Here is a 14909-nt window from a genome sequence, read left to right on the forward strand (position 1 = left end):
TCCCGTCATCTGCTCAGAGCCGAGGCCGGATGCGGCGACTGCCGGTACTGCCCCAGTTTGCCGTCGAGGACCCGGGCATCGGGGTGGTTCAGCTCCTGGAGGATTTCCAGGGCCCGCCGCCAGTCGGTGAGGGCGGTGGCCACATCCCCCTGGGCCAACCGGGTGTCCCCCTGGTGGTGCAGGGTGTCGGCCTCCAGATACCGGTCGCTGATCTCGCGGTAGATGGCGAGCGCCCGACCGTAGGAGGTGAGGGCCTGCTCATACCGTCCGAGGTGGTGGTACGCGTACCCCAGGCTGTCCAGCGCGGCGGCCTCGCCGGACGCGTCGCCGATCCGCCGGTGCAGTTCGACGGCCTCCCGGCAGCGGGCCAGGGCGTGTTCGTACTCACCGAGCAGGATATGGGTCCAGCCGATCTCGTTGAGCACGCTGGCCCGTCCGCTGATGTGGTCCAGGGCGACATAGTGGCCGAGCGCGGGCCGGTAGTGGTCCAGCGCCTCCTGATGGCGGCCCTGACTGTTGGTCAGGAAGGCCAGGGCGCGCAGGGTGAGGGACTGCCCGCCCCGCTCGCCGAGCTCCGTGAACAGCTCCAGCGCCCGCTCCAGATGGCCGTACGCCTCCTCGTACCGGCCCAGCCGTCCCTCGGCGAAGCCCAGGGTGCGGTGGCTGTGCGCCTGGCCGAGCCGATCGGACAGGGCCCGGGCCGCCCCCAGCGCGGTGCGCTGGACGGCGGTCTGCTCCTGCCAGTGACCGCGCCGGTCCAGGAAGCGCTCCAGCGTCACGGCCAACTGCCAGGCGTGGGCCGGGAATCCGTGGTCCCGCGCGTGCTCGACGACCGACAGCAGTACGCAGCGCTCCGCCGAGAGCCATGCCTCGGCGCGCTCCTGGCCACTGAGGTGCTCGGGGGCCGCGTCGGGCCGGGCCGGGGACACCGGCAGCGGTTCGGTCCGGTGCGGGGCGAGCCGCGTGGCGGCGGTGCGCGCGGTGTGCAGATAGTGGTCGAACATCCGGTGCCGGGCGTCCTGGCGGATCTCCTCCGCCTCCTGGTCCTCGACCAGCTCCATGGCGTACGCCCGCAGCAGATCGTGAAAGGTGTAGCGGCCCGGGCCGTGCTCCACCAGCAGATGGGCACGGGTGAGCGCGGTCAGCAGGGCCCGGGTGACCCGGAGCGGCAGCCCGGCCAGGCTCGCGGCCGCCGCGGTGGAGACCTCGGGCCCCGGATGCAGGGCGAGCAGCCGGAACAGCCGGGCGGCCTCCGGCTCCAGCGCGCGGTAGGACCAGGAGAAGACGCTCCGCGCGTCGGTGCTCGGATCGGCGCCCGCGAACGCGTCGAGGTTGCCCTGGCTCTCGCGCAACTCGGCGGCGACAGAAGAAAGGGGAAAGGAAGGACGGGTCGCGGCGCGGGCGGCCACCACCGCCAGTGCGAGCGGCAGCCGTCCGCACAGCCGGATGATGGTCGCCACCGCCTGTGGCTCCGCGGCGACCCGGTCCGTGCCCAGCCGCCGGACGAGTGCCTCATGGGACTCGGCCGGGGACAGCGGCCCCAGAGTAAGAGGACGGGCTCCCTCGCCCGCTATCAGACCGTGCAGCTGATTGCGGCTGGTGACGACGGTCAGACAGCCGGGGGAGCCGGGCAGCAGCGGCCGTACGTGCTGGGAGTCCACCACATTGTCCAGCAGGACCAGCATCCGCCGCCCCGCCAGCAGACTGCGGTACAGCGCGGTCTTGGCGTCCAGACCCGTGGGCACCCGGCTCGGCGGGACCCCCAGCGCGTGGAGGAATCCGCGCAGCGCCTCGTTCGGCGACATCACCGAACCGGTCGGATCGAAGCCGCGCAGATTGGCGTAGAGCTGTCCGTCCGGGAAGCGGTGGGCGATCCGATGTGCCCAGTGCACGGCCAGCGCGGTCTTGCCGATCCCGGCCATCCCGTCGATCGCGCTGATCACCAGCGGCGCCGGTGAGGCCACCCCGGCGCCATCGGGCAGCAGGGCGTGGATACCGGCGAGTTCGTTGTGGCGTCCGCTGAACGCGGGCAGATCGGGCGGCAGTTGAGCCGGGCGGACCGCCGGGGCGGGCGGCGTCGCCGGAGGGGTGTGCTGGACCGGCTCGGCGGGGGCCGGGGTCGACCGGGGCACCACCTCGCGGTGGGCGGCGCGCAATTCCGGGCCGGGCGCCACACCGAGCTGGTCCGCCAGCCGGTTCCGGGCCGTGGAGAAGACCTCCAGCGCCTCGGCCCGCCGTCCGGTGGTGGCGAGCACCCGGATCAGCTGGGCCTGAAGGGTCTCGTCCAGCGTGTGGTGGGCGGCTAACTGCTGGAGCACGGTGGGCAGTTGCTCCGGCACCTCGGAGGACAGCGCCGTGGTGGCGGCCTCCTTGGCGATGGCCAGAAGTTCACGGTCGACACCGGAGAAGACGGGATGGGTCTGGATGTCGGAGGGGATCCCGGTGGCGGTCGGCCCCTGCCACAGGGCGAGCGCCCGGGCGAAGAGCTCGGCACCCCGCTCCGGTTCCCCCTCGGCGGCGGTGCGCCGGGCCGATTCGCTCAGGTGCCGGAAGCGCAGCAGATCCAGCGCGTCCGGGTCGGCGTTCAGCCGGTAGCCGCCGGAGCTGCGCACCAGCCGGCTGCCCTCCGCCCGCGTCGCCAGACCCGGTTCCAGCAGCCGGCGCACCGAGCCCACATGGCGGTGCACCACATTCACCGCGGTGCTCGGCGGATCCTGTGCCCAGAGGACGTCGACGATCTCGCTCAGCGCCACCGGCTGCCCCGCCCGCACCAGCAACAGCGCCAGCAGCGCTCGCTGTTTGGGCGGGCCCAGCTCCAGTTCGGCGTCCTCGCGCCACGCCCTGACCGGGCCTAACACCGTAAATCGCACAACTAGGGATCTTAGTCGAGCCCGTTTCGGGCACCGTCCTCTTCCGGCCGTGGAGCGTCGTCAGACTTTCGTCACTCAATCGGCGTCCCCTTCTCTTACGCTCCCGCCATCAACGCATTCGCCTCGGGGGGAACGAGACGATGGACCTCAACGCGGCGGCCGTCATGACCGACGCCGACACTTTCTTAGCGACGCTGTACCGGCGCCACGGCTCGGCGCTGCTCCGGCTTGCGGCCCGGCTGCTGGGCGGGGACTGGCACCGGGCCCAGGACATCGTGCAGGAGGTGGCGATCCGGGCCTGGCAGCGGCCGATGGACGTCGGCCCCATGGACGCCACCGCCCGTCACCGGCTGTTCACGGTGGTGGGCGATCTGGTCGGCGATCTCGTCGGCGACGCCCACCGGGACCAGGTGGAGCCGCGGATGGAGATGGCCGGTGAGGCCGATATGGCGATGCTGGCCGCGCCGGACGCGGTCGATCAGACGCTCACCGCCCGGGTGGTGTGGGACGCGCTGGCGGACCTGGCGCCCCCGCAGCGGGAGGTGCTGCTGCATCTGCACTATCTGGACCGCAGTGTGAGCCAGGCGGCTCGGGCGCTCGGGGTGCCTCCCGGAACCGTCAAGTCGCGGACGTACTACGCGACTCGGGCGCTGCGGTCGGCCCTGCGGGCGCGGGGGATCACCGACTGCTGACCGCTCCGGCCACCCGCCGACTGCTTTCTGATCGAATGATCGCTACTATGGCGGTGTTTCGATATGAAGACGAAAGCCGATCGCGTCGGAGGTAGGGAACATGCGGGAGCCGGCGCAGAAGCGGCAGGCACGGATCGCGGCCCTCGTGGAGGCCCGGGGCAGCGCCCGGATCACCGATCTGGCCGATGAGCTGGCGGTGTCCGTCGTCACCGTGCGGCGGGACGTGGAGGAGCTGGCCCAGCGCGGGGAGCTGCGCCGCGGCCACGGGGTGGCGCGGTCGCTGCGGCCCATGCCCACGGAGTCCACCGCCACCGGCGACACCATCGGCATGGTGGTCCCGGAGCGCAACACCTACCTCACCGAGGTCGTCCAGGCGGCGCGCGAGGCCGCCGAGAAGGCCGGGCTGCGGCTCGCGCTGCACATCGCCGCTGACGAGCGTGGGACCGAGCGCGCGGTCCGCCAGGCGCTGGACGCGGGCGCGCGGGGGCTGCTGCTCGCCCCGCGCTGGCGCACCGAGGCGGAGGCGCGGGCGGACCACGCCTGGCTCGCCGCGCTGGAGGTCCCCGTGGTGCTGGTGGAGCGCCGGCCCCACCGGGGCAGCGCGATCTACGGGCTGGACTGTGTGCGCTCGGACCACGCCTACGGGGTGCATCTGGCGCTGGAGCACCTGATCTCGCTGGGGCATCTGCGGATCGTGCTGGCGGCGCGCGACGACAGCCCCACCGCACGGGTGATCCGGTCGGAGTTCGCCGCGCAGACCGCGGCCCGCGGCATCGGCGAGGGGTGTCCGGTGATGCTCAGCTCGCGCACCGCGGGGCCCGATCCCCGCCCGCGCGACGAGCGGGAGGCCGACCTGGCCGCCGCGGTGCGCCGCGCCGGGGCCACCGCCGCCCTGATCCACGGCGACATGGACGCGCTGGTGCTGGTCCAGCGGCTGCGCGAGGCGGGCATCGAGGTGCCGCGCGACTGCTCGGTGGTGGCCTACAACGACGTGGTCGCCGACATGGGGCAGATCGCGCTGACGGCGGTGGCCCCGCCCAAGGGGGAGGTCGGGCAGGCGGCGCTGGAACTGCTGACCCGCCAGCTGGAGCGGACCCGGGCCGGGCGGTGGGCCGGCGCCGCCCGCCATCTGGAGCTGCTGCCGCATCTGGTGGTCCGGGATTCCACCGCCCAGCTCCTCTGAGCGTTTGACCGATTTAGTTTCCACTGTTCGATGTATTGACGGAAATTCAGTCAAGCGCTCAGGATTCCCTCTGACTCCACCGTTGAATCAGGGGAGGGTCCATGCCTGGTCATAGACGCCCAGGACGCCCGATGCCCGGACACCGGGCTACGGCGGGTACCACCGCACTGCTCACGCTGCTCGTCCTCGTCCTGGCGGGCTGCTCCACAAGCCGCGGGTCCGACACCGCCGGTGACGGCCCCGTGCGCCTCACCTTCTGGTCGGCGCTGCGCGGCAGTCAGGAGGTCGTCGACGAGTTCAACCGCACCCACACCGACATCAAGGTGAACTTCCAGCAGGTCCCCTCCGGCGAGCAGGGCGGCTGGGCCAAGCTCAGCAACGCCGCCCGCGCGGGCAACGCCCCCGATGTCGCCACCATCGAATACCCCCAGCTGCCCAGCTTCACCATCGACGGCGTACCCCGGGACATCTCCAAGCTGCTGCCCGACTCGGTACGCCGCAAGATCCTGCCGCAGGCGCTGGACCTCACCACCTTCGACGGGCGCACCTACGCCGTACCGGTGGACATCGAGCCGATGGTCTTCCTGTACCGCAAGGACATCTTCACCAAGAACCACATCCCGGTCCCCAAGACCTGGGCGGAGTTCGAGAGTTCGGCCCGCAAGCTCAAGAAGGAACAGCCCCGCTCGCGGATCGCCAGCCTCTTCACCACCGGCGGCACCCTCTATATGGCCGGGTACGCCTGGCAGGCCGGGGCCCAGTGGTACCAGACCTCCAACGACACCTGGCGCGTCTCCATGGACGACGCCCCCACCCGCAAGGTCGCCGGCTACTGGCAGCGGCTGATGGACGACGACCTGGTGCGCGTCGAACCCGGCTCCAGCCAGCAGTGGCGGGCCCATCTGCGCAGCGGTGAGACGGCCGGCTATCTGGCGGGCGCCTGGGCCGCGGGCTCCATGATGGCGTCCACCCCCGATGGCAAGGGGAAATGGGCCATCGCGCCGATGCCGCAGTGGGATCCGGCGAAGCCCAAGGTGAGCACGCAGGGTGGGTCGACCTTCATGGTCACCAAGGACAGCCGGCACCCCAAGGAGGCCATGGAGTTCATCTCCTGGATGGTGACCAGCCCCGACGCCCTGCGCGCCAAGCTCTCCAGCGGTGTCAGCAGCGCCTTCCCGTCGGTGCCCGGCCTGGTCCCGGTCGCCCGTAAGGAGATGGACACCAGCTACTTCTCCGGCCAGGACATCTTCGGCCTCTTCGATCAGCAGGCCAAGCAGATCACCTCCACCTGGAAGTGGGGGCCGCGGATGGTCTCGACCACCACCTCCGGTGACGACGGGCTCGCCCGGGCCGGAGCCGGCAGCGGCACCGTCCTGAAGGCCCTGAGAGAAGCCCAGAGCAGAACCATGCCCGACCTGAAGAGCCTCGGCCTGTCGGTCACCACCGGCTGAGCCCGCCCCGCCACCTCACACCGCACCTTCAAAAGCCGTACTCACCACGCCTGAGCCGAGGTACCCCGTGAGCACAGTCACCTCCTCAAGACGGACGGCGCCGCCACAGGCGGCCGCCGCCGACCCACCCCGCAGAACCGGACGGCGCCAGCAGCGGATCGCCGCCACCATCCTGCTGACCCCCTTCACGGCACTGCTCATCGCCGTGTTCCTCGTCCCCGTCGGCTACGCCATCTACCTCAGCCTCTTCGGCGAGGACCACAGCGGGCTCGGCTTCGGCGGCGGGGAGACCGTCTTCACCGGACTGCGCAGCTATCTCGCGGTGCTCCAGGACCCCAGCTTCCTCTCCGGGTTCGGCACCATCGCCCTCTACTGCGTGATCTTCGTTCCCACCGTGGTCGTCAGCGCCCTGGCGCTCGCCCTGCTGCTCGACTCGGGCCTCATCCGGCTGCGCCGGACCTCCCAGATGCTGCTCTATCTGCCGCACGCCGTCCCCGGCATCATCGCGGCCGTCATCTGGCTGTACCTCTACACCCCGGGGCTCAGCCCGGTGATCAAGCTCTTCGCGCAGGCCGACATCACCATCGACTTCCTCGGCCTGCACACCGTGCTCCCGTCGATCGTCAACATCGCCCTGTGGAGCGGCCTCGGCTACAACATGATCATCTTCTACGCCGCGCTCCAGGCGCTGCCGCGCGAGGTGATCGAGGCGGCGACCATCGACGGCGCCGGCGGCATCCGCACCGCGCTCCAGGTCAAGGTGCCCATCATCAGGGGCTCCGTGGTGATGGTGTGCATGTTCTCCCTGATCGGCGCGCTCCAGCTGTTCACCGAGCCCATGCTGATGAACCAGGCCACCCCGATGGTCAACTCCCGCTTCACCCCGAACATGTACATCTACGACGCGGCCTTCCGCCGCAACAACTACGGACTCGCCTCCGCGGCCTCCGTCATCCTCCTGATCGTCACCTGCGTCCTGTCGTACGCCGTGACGCGCTGGTCGGGCCGCCGGGAACGGAGAGCGTGATGACCACGACCACACCCACCACCCCCGTGAACCCCTCCCGGGGACCGTCCAGGCCGCTCGGCAAGCCCTTCGGCGGCTCCAAGCTGACCAGCCGCGGTATCGCCAACGCCGTGGTCCTGATCGCCGCCCTCTACACCATGCTGCCCGCGCTGTGGCTGGTGCTGGCGTCCACCAAGAACGCCACCGCCCTCTTCGGCAGCGACATCCTCTCCTTCGGTAACTTCTCCTTCGGCAGCAACCTCTCCGACCTGTTCTCCATGGACGGCGGGCTCTACGGCGAGTGGTACGTCAACAGCCTGCTGTACGCGGTCGTCGGGGCCCTGGTCGGCTCGCTCATCAGCGTCGCCGCGGGCTACGCCTTCGACAAGTACGAGTTCCGGCACAAGGAGAAGTTCTTCGGGCTCGTCCTCACCGGCGTCATGGTGCCGCCGACCGTGCTGGCCCTTCCGCTCTATCTGGTGGCCTCCGAGATCGGGATGGTCAACACCTTCTGGGCGGTCTTCATCCCGGTCCTCTTCAACCCCTTCGGCGTCTATCTCGCCCGCCTGCTCAGCAGCGGCTATGTGCCCAACGAGGTGCTGGAGGCGTCCCGGGTCGACGGCGCGGGCGAGCTCCAGACGTATGTGCGGGTCAGCCTGCGGATGCTCGGGCCCGGGTTCGTGACCGTCTTCCTCTTTCAGCTCACGGCCATCTGGAACAACTTCTTCCTTCCGATGGTGATGCTCTCCGACCAGCATCTGTATCCGCTCAGCCTCGGCCTCTACACCTGGAACAGCGCCGCCACCGTCTCGCCCGAGTACTACCCCCTCGTGGTCATCGGCTCACTGCTCGCCGTCGTGCCGCTGATCGTGGCGTTCGTCCTGTTGCAGCGCTACTGGAAGTCCGGACTGACCGCAGGGAGCGTCAAGTGACCGCACCGCACCTCTCCGCCCGCCGTCGCCCCCGCGCCGCCCTGGCCATGGCCGAGCGGTCCGCCCGGCAGGTGCTCGGGCCCGGAGGCCTGGACCGGCTCATCGACCTCCTCGACCTCGACCCCGGGCTCGTCCTCGACGACTTCACCACCCCGGCCGCCCGCCGCGCCCTCGCCGACACCGAACTGCTGGTCACCGGCTGGGGCTGCCCGCCCCTGGACCGCCGCACGCTCGACGCCGCGCCCCGGCTGCGCGCCGTGGTGCACACCGCGGGCACTGTGCGCCACCACATCACCGACGCCTGCTGGGAGCGCGGCATCGCGGTCTCCTCGGCGGCCGCGGCCAACGCCGTGCCGGTCGCCGAGTACACCGTCGCCATGATCCTGCTGTCCAACAAGCGCGTCCTGGACATCGCCCGGGACTACCGCGCCGAGCGGCGCACGATCGACTGGAACGAGCGCTATCCGGACGCGGGCAACTACCGCCGTACGGTGGGCATCCTCAGCGCCTCCGCCATCGGCCGCCGGGTGATGGAGCTGCTGCGCCCGTACGACCTCGACCTCCTGCTGTACGACCCGTACGTCACCGCGCAGGAGGCGAAGGAGCTCGGGGCGCGCCAGGTGCCCCTGCGGGAACTCTTCGCCGGCAGCGATGTCATCAGCGTCCACACCCCCCTGCTGCCCGCCACCCAGGGGCTGGTCAGCCGGGAGCTGCTGGCCGCCATGCCCGACGGCGCCACGCTCATCAACACCGCGCGCGGAGCGGTGGTGGACCAGGAGGCGCTGACCGAGGAGGTGGTGGCCGGGCGGATCCGCGTCGTCCTCGACGTCACCGTGCCGGAGCTACTGCCCGCCGACTCCCCGCTGTACGACTGCGACAACGCGCTCATCACCCCGCATATCGCCGGATCCAAGAGCGGCGAGCTGCGCCGCCTGGCCGACCTCGCCATCGGCGAGATCGAGCACTACGTCACCGGCCGCCCCTTCGCCCACCCCGTACGACCGGAGATCCTCGACCGCTCGGCATAAGAGGGCGCGCGCCACGCCAGCCATCCGCGCGCCCTCTCACGTCCCGCGACCCCAGGAGGCCCACCCACCATGCCCGAGCTCCCCTTCCTCCTCCCCGCCGACGACCACACCCTCAGCCCCCACACCGGCTACACCCGCGCCCACTGGGAGGCCGCCGCGGACGGCATGCTGCACGCCGCCCTCCGCTACGCCACCCCCGGACAGGCCCTGATCGACCTGCCCGGCCCGCCGTCCAGGTCCGGGGTGCGCTCCGACGGGCTCGAAGGGTTCGCCCGCACCTTCCTCCTCGCCGCCTTCCGCGCCGCCGGGGCCCCGGGCAAGGACCAGCACGGCATCCTGGAGCGATACACCGAGGGGATCGCCCGCGGCACCCTCACCCCCGGGCGCGGGGACGCCGAGTCCTGGCCGGTGATCGGCCATCACGGGGCCCAGGGCCAGCCCATGGTGGAGTCCGCGTCCGTGGCCCTGGGCCTGCGGCTGACCGCGCCGTGGACCTGGGAGGCCCTGCCGTCCGACGCCCAGGACCGCACCGAGGAGTGGCTGCGCGGCGCGCTGCGCCATCAGCCCGCCCCCAACAACTGGTACCTCTTCCCCCTCACCGTGGCCGGTTTCCTCGACTCCGTCGGACGCGGCGACGCCGAGACGGCCCGCGCCATCGAGCGGGGGCTCGGCCTGCTGGAGGGCTGGTACCAGGGCCAGGGCTGGTACTCCGACGGCGACGGGCGGTCGTTCGACCACTACAACGGCTGGGCGCTGCACATGTACCCGCTGCTCCACGCCCATCTCGCGGGCGACGGGGAGCTCCTGGACCGGCTCGGCCCCCGGCTGCACACCTTCCTCGAAGGCTTCTCGCTGCTCTTCGACGCCAACGGCGCCCCCATCCACCACGGCCGCTCCCTCACCTATCGCTTCGCCGCCGGAGCCTCGGTGGCACTCGGCGCCCTCACCGGCCACACCCCCCTCGCCCCCGGCGCCACCCGCCGCCTCCTCAGCGGAGCGCTGCGCCACTTCCTGGACCGCGGGGCGCTGACCGAGGACGGGGTGCTGAGCCTGGGCTGGTACGGGCCGCACGCCGCGACCCTCCAGCGCTACTCCGGGCCCGGCTCGCCCTACTGGGCGTCCAAGGGGTTCCTCGCCCTGCTGCTCCCGCCCGACCACCCGGTGTGGACCGCGACCGAGGAGGCCGCGCCCGCCGAGGGCCCCGACCGGGCGCTGGCGCTGCCCGCCGCCGGGTTCCTCGTCCAGACCACGGGCCGGGACGGGCTGGTGCGGCTGCACAACCACGGCAGCTACAAGCTCCGCCCCTGGGAGCCCGAGCACGCGCCCGCCGACCCGCTCTACGCCCGGCTCGCCTACTCCACCCGCACCGGCCCCACCAGCGCGGACAACACCCCCGACAACCACATCGCCCTGGAAGACCGCGGTGTGCGCACCGCCCGGCTGCGCATCCACCCCCTGGCCGCGGGCCCCGACTGGCTCGCCTCCTCCCACACCCCCGCCTTCCCCGACGGCGGCCCCAAGGTGCCCTCGATCCGCATCGACAGCCTGACCCTCGTCCGCGGCCGCCTCGAAGTGCGCGTCCACCGCACCGTGGGCGTCCCCGCCGGGATCCGGATCCACCACAGCGGCTGGGCCGTCGCCCTGCCCCCGGGCACGCCCGCGGAGGGCGCGGAGGGCGCGGAGACCGCGGAGGGCGCCGAGATACGGCTGGACGGGGGAGAGGTGACCGGTCAGCTCCTCGGACTGCACGGCTGGGAGACCGCCACCGCGGTCCGGGCGCCGCAGGGCACCGCGTACGGGCCGTGGGCCCTGGTCCCCGAACTCACCGGCACCGTCGGCGAGGGCCCCTCCGGCACCCTCTTCGTCGCCGTTGCCTCGCTCACCGGGGAACGCGACCCGGCCCCGCTCGCCGATCTCGCCACCGCCGAGGTGAACGGGCTCGCGGTCACCGTACGGCCGGCGGACGGCCGGGCCTTCGTGGTGGACTTCGGCGCGGGCGACGCGCCCACCGTCACGGAGGTGGGCGCGTGACGCGGCTCGGCATCTGCTCGGTGACCCTGCGCCGGCTCGACCCGGACCGGGTGATCGCCGCCGTGGTCCGGGCGGGCCTGGAGTGCGTCGAATGGGGCGGTGACGTCCATGTGCCGCCCGGCGACGAGGTCACCGCCCGGCGGGTCCGCGACGCCACCCTGGACGCCGGGCTCGCCATCGCCTCGTACGGCTCCTACTACCGCGCCGGGCACAGTGATCCGGAGGAGTTCGCCGCGGTGCTCCGCTCCGCCGTGGCGCTCGGCGCCCCGCGCGTCCGCATCTGGGCGGGCGCCACGGGCACGGAGGAGACCCCGCCGGAGGGGCGCCGCGCGGTGGTCGAGGACACCCGGCGCGCCGCCGCGCTCGCCGCGGACGCGGGGGTGGAACTCGCCTACGAGTTCCACCGCAACACCCTTACCGACGGCGCGGATCACACCCTCCGGCTGCTGGACGACGTGGACCGCGCCGACGTCGCCACGTACTGGCAGCCGCCCGTCGACATGCCCGACGCCGAGGCGCTGAAGGGGCTGGACGCGCTGGGGGACCGGATCGCCGCGGTACACGCCTTCTCCTGGTGGCCCGGGACCACCCGGCTCCCGCTGACCGCCCGCGCCCCGCTGTGGCGCAGCACCTTCGAGCGGCTGCTCACTCACCGCTCCGCGGTGTCCGCCGACGGCCCACCGCTCGACGTCCTGCTGGAGTTCGTACCGGAGGACGACGAGCGGCTACTGCCCCGAGAGGCGGCCACGCTGCGAGCCCTCGCCGACGTCTAGCGCCCGCGGCGAGCCGTTCCCCACCCCGCCCCTCCCCGAAACCGGGGCTCCGCCCCAGCCCCCGAAACCGGGGCTCCGCCCCAGCCCCCGAAACCGGGGCTCCGCCCCAGCCCCCGAAACCGGGGCTCCGCCCCAGACCCCAGGCCGGGGTTGCACTCCGAGCCCCGGGCCGGGGTTGCGCCCCAGATCCCAGGTTGGGGTCGCGCTCCAGGTCCCGGATGGGGGTTGCGCCCCAGGTCCCGGATGGGCTCCGCCTTGGGTCCCGGGTGGGGGCTTCGCCCCAGGTCCCGGGTGGGGTTGCGCTCCGGGCCCCGGGCGGGCGTTGCGCCCTGGTCCCGGGTGGGGCTTGCCTCGGGTCCCGGGTGGGCTCCGCCCTGAGTCCCGGGTGGGGTTTCAGTCCTGGCTCTGGGTGGGGGTTTCGTCCCAGCCCGGACGGGGGCTTTGCCTTGGGGCCCGGGTGAGGGCTTCGCCCTAGGTCTCGGAGGGGGCTTCGCCCTAGGCCCCCGGTGGGGGGTTCGCCCCAGGGCCCGAATGGGGCTTCGCCTCGAGCCCCGGGTGGGGGCTTCGCCCTAGACCCCGGGTGGGGGCTTCGCGCTGGGCCTCGGGTGGAGTTTCGCTCCGGGGCCCGGGTGGAGGTCCCAGAGCCCGGACAGGGGCTCCCCCGGGCCCGGGCTGGGGCTCGGCCCCATGTCTCAGGCCCCGGGCCGGGGCGTCGATATGCGGCTCCACCGCGTGGCGGGCTTCGGGGTCCAGGGGCGAGCCCCTGGTATCGGGAAGGGGCGGGGAGGGGACAAATCCGCCGGGCACGGGATCGGCGGCGAGCGATGGACGGGTGATCACTCAGGGGTGCGGGAGGCGCCCCCGTAGGACGTGCCCTCCTCGATGGTGCCGCCGAACCGCTCCCGGAACTTCTCCATGTTCTTCCGGGGCGAAGACGACAGCACCCAGCGGTTGCCGACCAGGTAGACCCCGCCGTACATCTGCGCCGTCTCCAGCCAGTCCCGCTGGTTCTTGGCGGTGACGAAGTCGAGGAAGAGGAACTTGCCCTTGGAGTTCTTGCAGACGGCCTGGCGGTAGTCGTCCACCTTGGTGGTGAACTCCGGCTTGCAGCCGGCGGCCGAGGCGAGTTGCTCCACTCGCGCGGCCTTGGGCGTGGGGCCGGCGGTCGCGCTCGGTCGGCCGGCGTTTCCTCCGGCCTCCGCCTTGGCGTCCGCCTTACCGCCCCCGTCCCCGCCGCCGCATCCCGCGATGGCGAGCAGCGCGCCCACCGCCGCCACGACCGCCACCGCGCGCGGACCGTGGCGGCGCGGGGCGCGGTCGGCAGCGGTCCGGACGGGGTGCGGAGCGTCGGCGTCGGCGTCGGCATCGGCGGCGTCGTACATGAAAGGCCCTCTCGCATCGTCGGATCCGGGGTGCGGCTGCGTCCCTCGCGCCTACGGGTACGGATGGAGGGCGCCGATCGTTCACCGGCCTCGTGCCGTTCCGGGCGCGTACGGCGATCGATGCCCGGACCCTTGACAGCCAGGTCGGATGCTGGATTACTGGACCGCGCCCCGAACGGTAACCGAATGTTCGGTCGGCATCCGGAGGTGGTGGACGGCCCATGGTGGAACCGCTGAGCGCGGCTCCGCTCGACGACGCCGAGCGGATGAGCCCCGAGGAGCTGAGGGCGCTTCAGCTCACCCGGCTGCGCTCCACCTTGCGCCATGCGTACGACCATGTCGAGCTGTACCGCAAGAAGTTCCGCGAGGCCGGGGTCGGCCCCGAGGACTGCCGCACCCTGGAGGACCTGGCCCGGTTCCCCTTCACCACCAAGGCCGATCTGCGCGACAGCTACCCCTACGGCATGTTCGCCGTCGAGCAGAGCGAGGTGCGGCGGCTCCACGCCTCCAGCGGTACCACCGGCCGCCCCACCCTCGTCGGCTACACCGAGCACGACCTGTCGGTCTGGGCGGAGGTGATCGCCCGCTCGATCCGCGCGGCCGGCGGCCGCCCCGGCCACAAGGTGCATATCTCCTACGGCTATGGCCTGTTCACCGGCGGCCTCGGCGCCCACTACGGGGCCGAGCGGCTCGGCTGCACCGTCATCCCCGCATCCGGGGGGATGACCGCCCGGCAGGTGCGGCTCATCCAGGACCTCAGACCCGAGATCATCATGATCACGCCGTCCTATCTGCTGACGCTCCTGGACGAGTTCGAGCGGCAGGGCGTCGATCCCCGTTCCACCTCCCTCCAGGTCGGCATCTTCGGCGCCGAGCCCTGGACGGAGGAGATGCGCCGGGAGATAGAGGAGCGCATGGACATCCACGCGGTGGACATCTACGGGCTCTCGGAGGTGATCGGCCCGGGGGTGGCCCAGGAGTGCGTGGAGACCAAGGACGGGCTGCACGTCTGGGAGGACCACTTCTACCCCGAGATCGTGGACCCGCTCACCGACGAGGTGCTGCCCGGCGGCGAGGAGGGGGAGCTGACCTTCACCACCCTCACCAAGGAGGCGCTCCCCGTCATCCGCTACCGCACCCGCGATCTCACCCGGCTGCTGCCCGGCACCGCCCGCCCCGCCTTCCGGCGCATCCAGAAGATCACCGGCCGCTGTGACGACATGCTCATCGTGCGCGGGGTCAACGTCTTCCCAGCCAGATCGAGGAGATCGTGCTGCGGATCCCGTCGGTGGCCCCGCACTTCCAGCTCGAGCTGACCCGGCGCGGCCGGATGGACCATATGACGGTGCGGATCGAGGCACGCCCCGGGGTCGGCCCCGAGCGGCGTGCGGACGCCGCCACGGCGATCGCGCGGGGAGTCAAGGACGGGGTGGGGCTCACGGTCGAGGTGGAGGTCGTGGACCCGGAGACGCTCGAGCGCTCCGTGGGCAAGATCCGCCGGGTCAAGGATCTGCGGATGGAGGGCTGAACGGGCGCGAGGGAGGACTGGGCGGGCGAGATG

General features: G+C 72.2%; 10 protein-coding genes and 1 pseudogene. 9 read left to right on the forward strand and 2 right to left on the reverse strand.

What is annotated here, in order from left to right:
- Positions 1 to 5 precede the first annotated feature (5 nt).
- Positions 6 to 2870 (reverse strand): AfsR/SARP family transcriptional regulator, encoded by a 2865-nt coding sequence (locus tag ACJX2R_RS42750; protein WP_413104451.1) that lies wholly within the window; start codon positions 2868 to 2870, stop codon positions 6 to 8.
- Positions 2871 to 3010: 140 nt separating this feature from the next.
- On the opposite strand from ACJX2R_RS42750, the gene ACJX2R_RS42755 reads away from it, so the two are divergent.
- The 8 genes from ACJX2R_RS42755 to ACJX2R_RS42790 all read left to right on the forward strand — a co-directional run bounded on the left by ACJX2R_RS42755 (position 3011) and on the right by ACJX2R_RS42790 (position 11966).
- A complete protein-coding gene (locus tag ACJX2R_RS42755; RefSeq protein WP_413104452.1) occupies positions 3011 to 3562 on the forward strand; it encodes a sigma-70 family RNA polymerase sigma factor in 552 nt (183 codons plus the stop codon).
- Between the two features lie 100 nt (positions 3563 to 3662).
- Complete coding sequence (locus ACJX2R_RS42760) at positions 3663 to 4745, forward strand: LacI family DNA-binding transcriptional regulator (RefSeq protein ID WP_413104453.1); 1083 nt, start codon at positions 3663 to 3665, stop codon at positions 4743 to 4745.
- A gap of 131 nt (positions 4746 to 4876) precedes the next feature.
- Positions 4877 to 6196 carry an ABC transporter substrate-binding protein gene (locus ACJX2R_RS42765; RefSeq protein ID WP_413104454.1) on the forward strand — a complete coding sequence of 440 codons (1320 nt, stop codon included), beginning with the start codon at positions 4877 to 4879 and terminating at the stop codon, positions 6194 to 6196.
- A 67-nt stretch (positions 6197 to 6263) separates the two neighbouring features.
- Complete coding sequence (locus ACJX2R_RS42770) at positions 6264 to 7223, forward strand: carbohydrate ABC transporter permease (protein ID WP_413104455.1); 960 nt, start codon at positions 6264 to 6266, stop codon at positions 7221 to 7223.
- Positions 7223 to 8134 carry a carbohydrate ABC transporter permease gene (locus ACJX2R_RS42775; protein WP_262701292.1) on the forward strand — a complete coding sequence of 304 codons (912 nt, stop codon included), beginning with the start codon at positions 7223 to 7225 and terminating at the stop codon, positions 8132 to 8134. The genes ACJX2R_RS42770 and ACJX2R_RS42775 overlap by 1 nt, the downstream gene beginning before the upstream one ends.
- A 47-nt stretch (positions 8135 to 8181) precedes the next feature.
- Entirely contained in the window at positions 8182 to 9162 is a 981-nt protein-coding gene (locus ACJX2R_RS42780) for a hydroxyacid dehydrogenase (protein ID WP_413106096.1), read from the forward strand.
- A 69-nt stretch (positions 9163 to 9231) separates the two neighbouring features.
- The gene (locus ACJX2R_RS42785; protein WP_413104456.1) at positions 9232 to 11193 is read left to right on the forward strand and encodes a DUF2264 domain-containing protein; all 1962 of its coding nucleotides are present in this window, start codon (positions 9232 to 9234) and stop codon (positions 11191 to 11193) included.
- Positions 11190 to 11966, forward strand: a complete 777-nt coding sequence (locus ACJX2R_RS42790) for a sugar phosphate isomerase/epimerase family protein (protein WP_413104457.1) — start codon at positions 11190 to 11192, stop codon at positions 11964 to 11966. The genes ACJX2R_RS42785 and ACJX2R_RS42790 overlap by 4 nt, the downstream gene beginning before the upstream one ends.
- An 836-nt stretch (positions 11967 to 12802) precedes the next feature.
- Here the strand turns inward: ACJX2R_RS42790 and ACJX2R_RS42795 are convergent.
- Entirely contained in the window at positions 12803 to 13348 is a 546-nt protein-coding gene (locus tag ACJX2R_RS42795; RefSeq protein ID WP_413104458.1) for a hypothetical protein, read from the reverse strand.
- 221 nt (positions 13349 to 13569) lie between these two features.
- Here ACJX2R_RS42795 and paaK point away from each other — a divergent pair.
- Positions 13570 to 14876: pseudogene (gene paaK, locus ACJX2R_RS42800) on the forward strand (phenylacetate--CoA ligase PaaK).
- Positions 14877 to 14909: the final 33 nt, after the last annotated feature.

The organism is Streptomyces sp. Inha503, assembly GCF_047215865.1.
GTDB classification, from domain to species: domain Bacteria; phylum Actinomycetota; class Actinomycetes; order Streptomycetales; family Streptomycetaceae; genus Streptomyces; species Streptomyces lycopersici.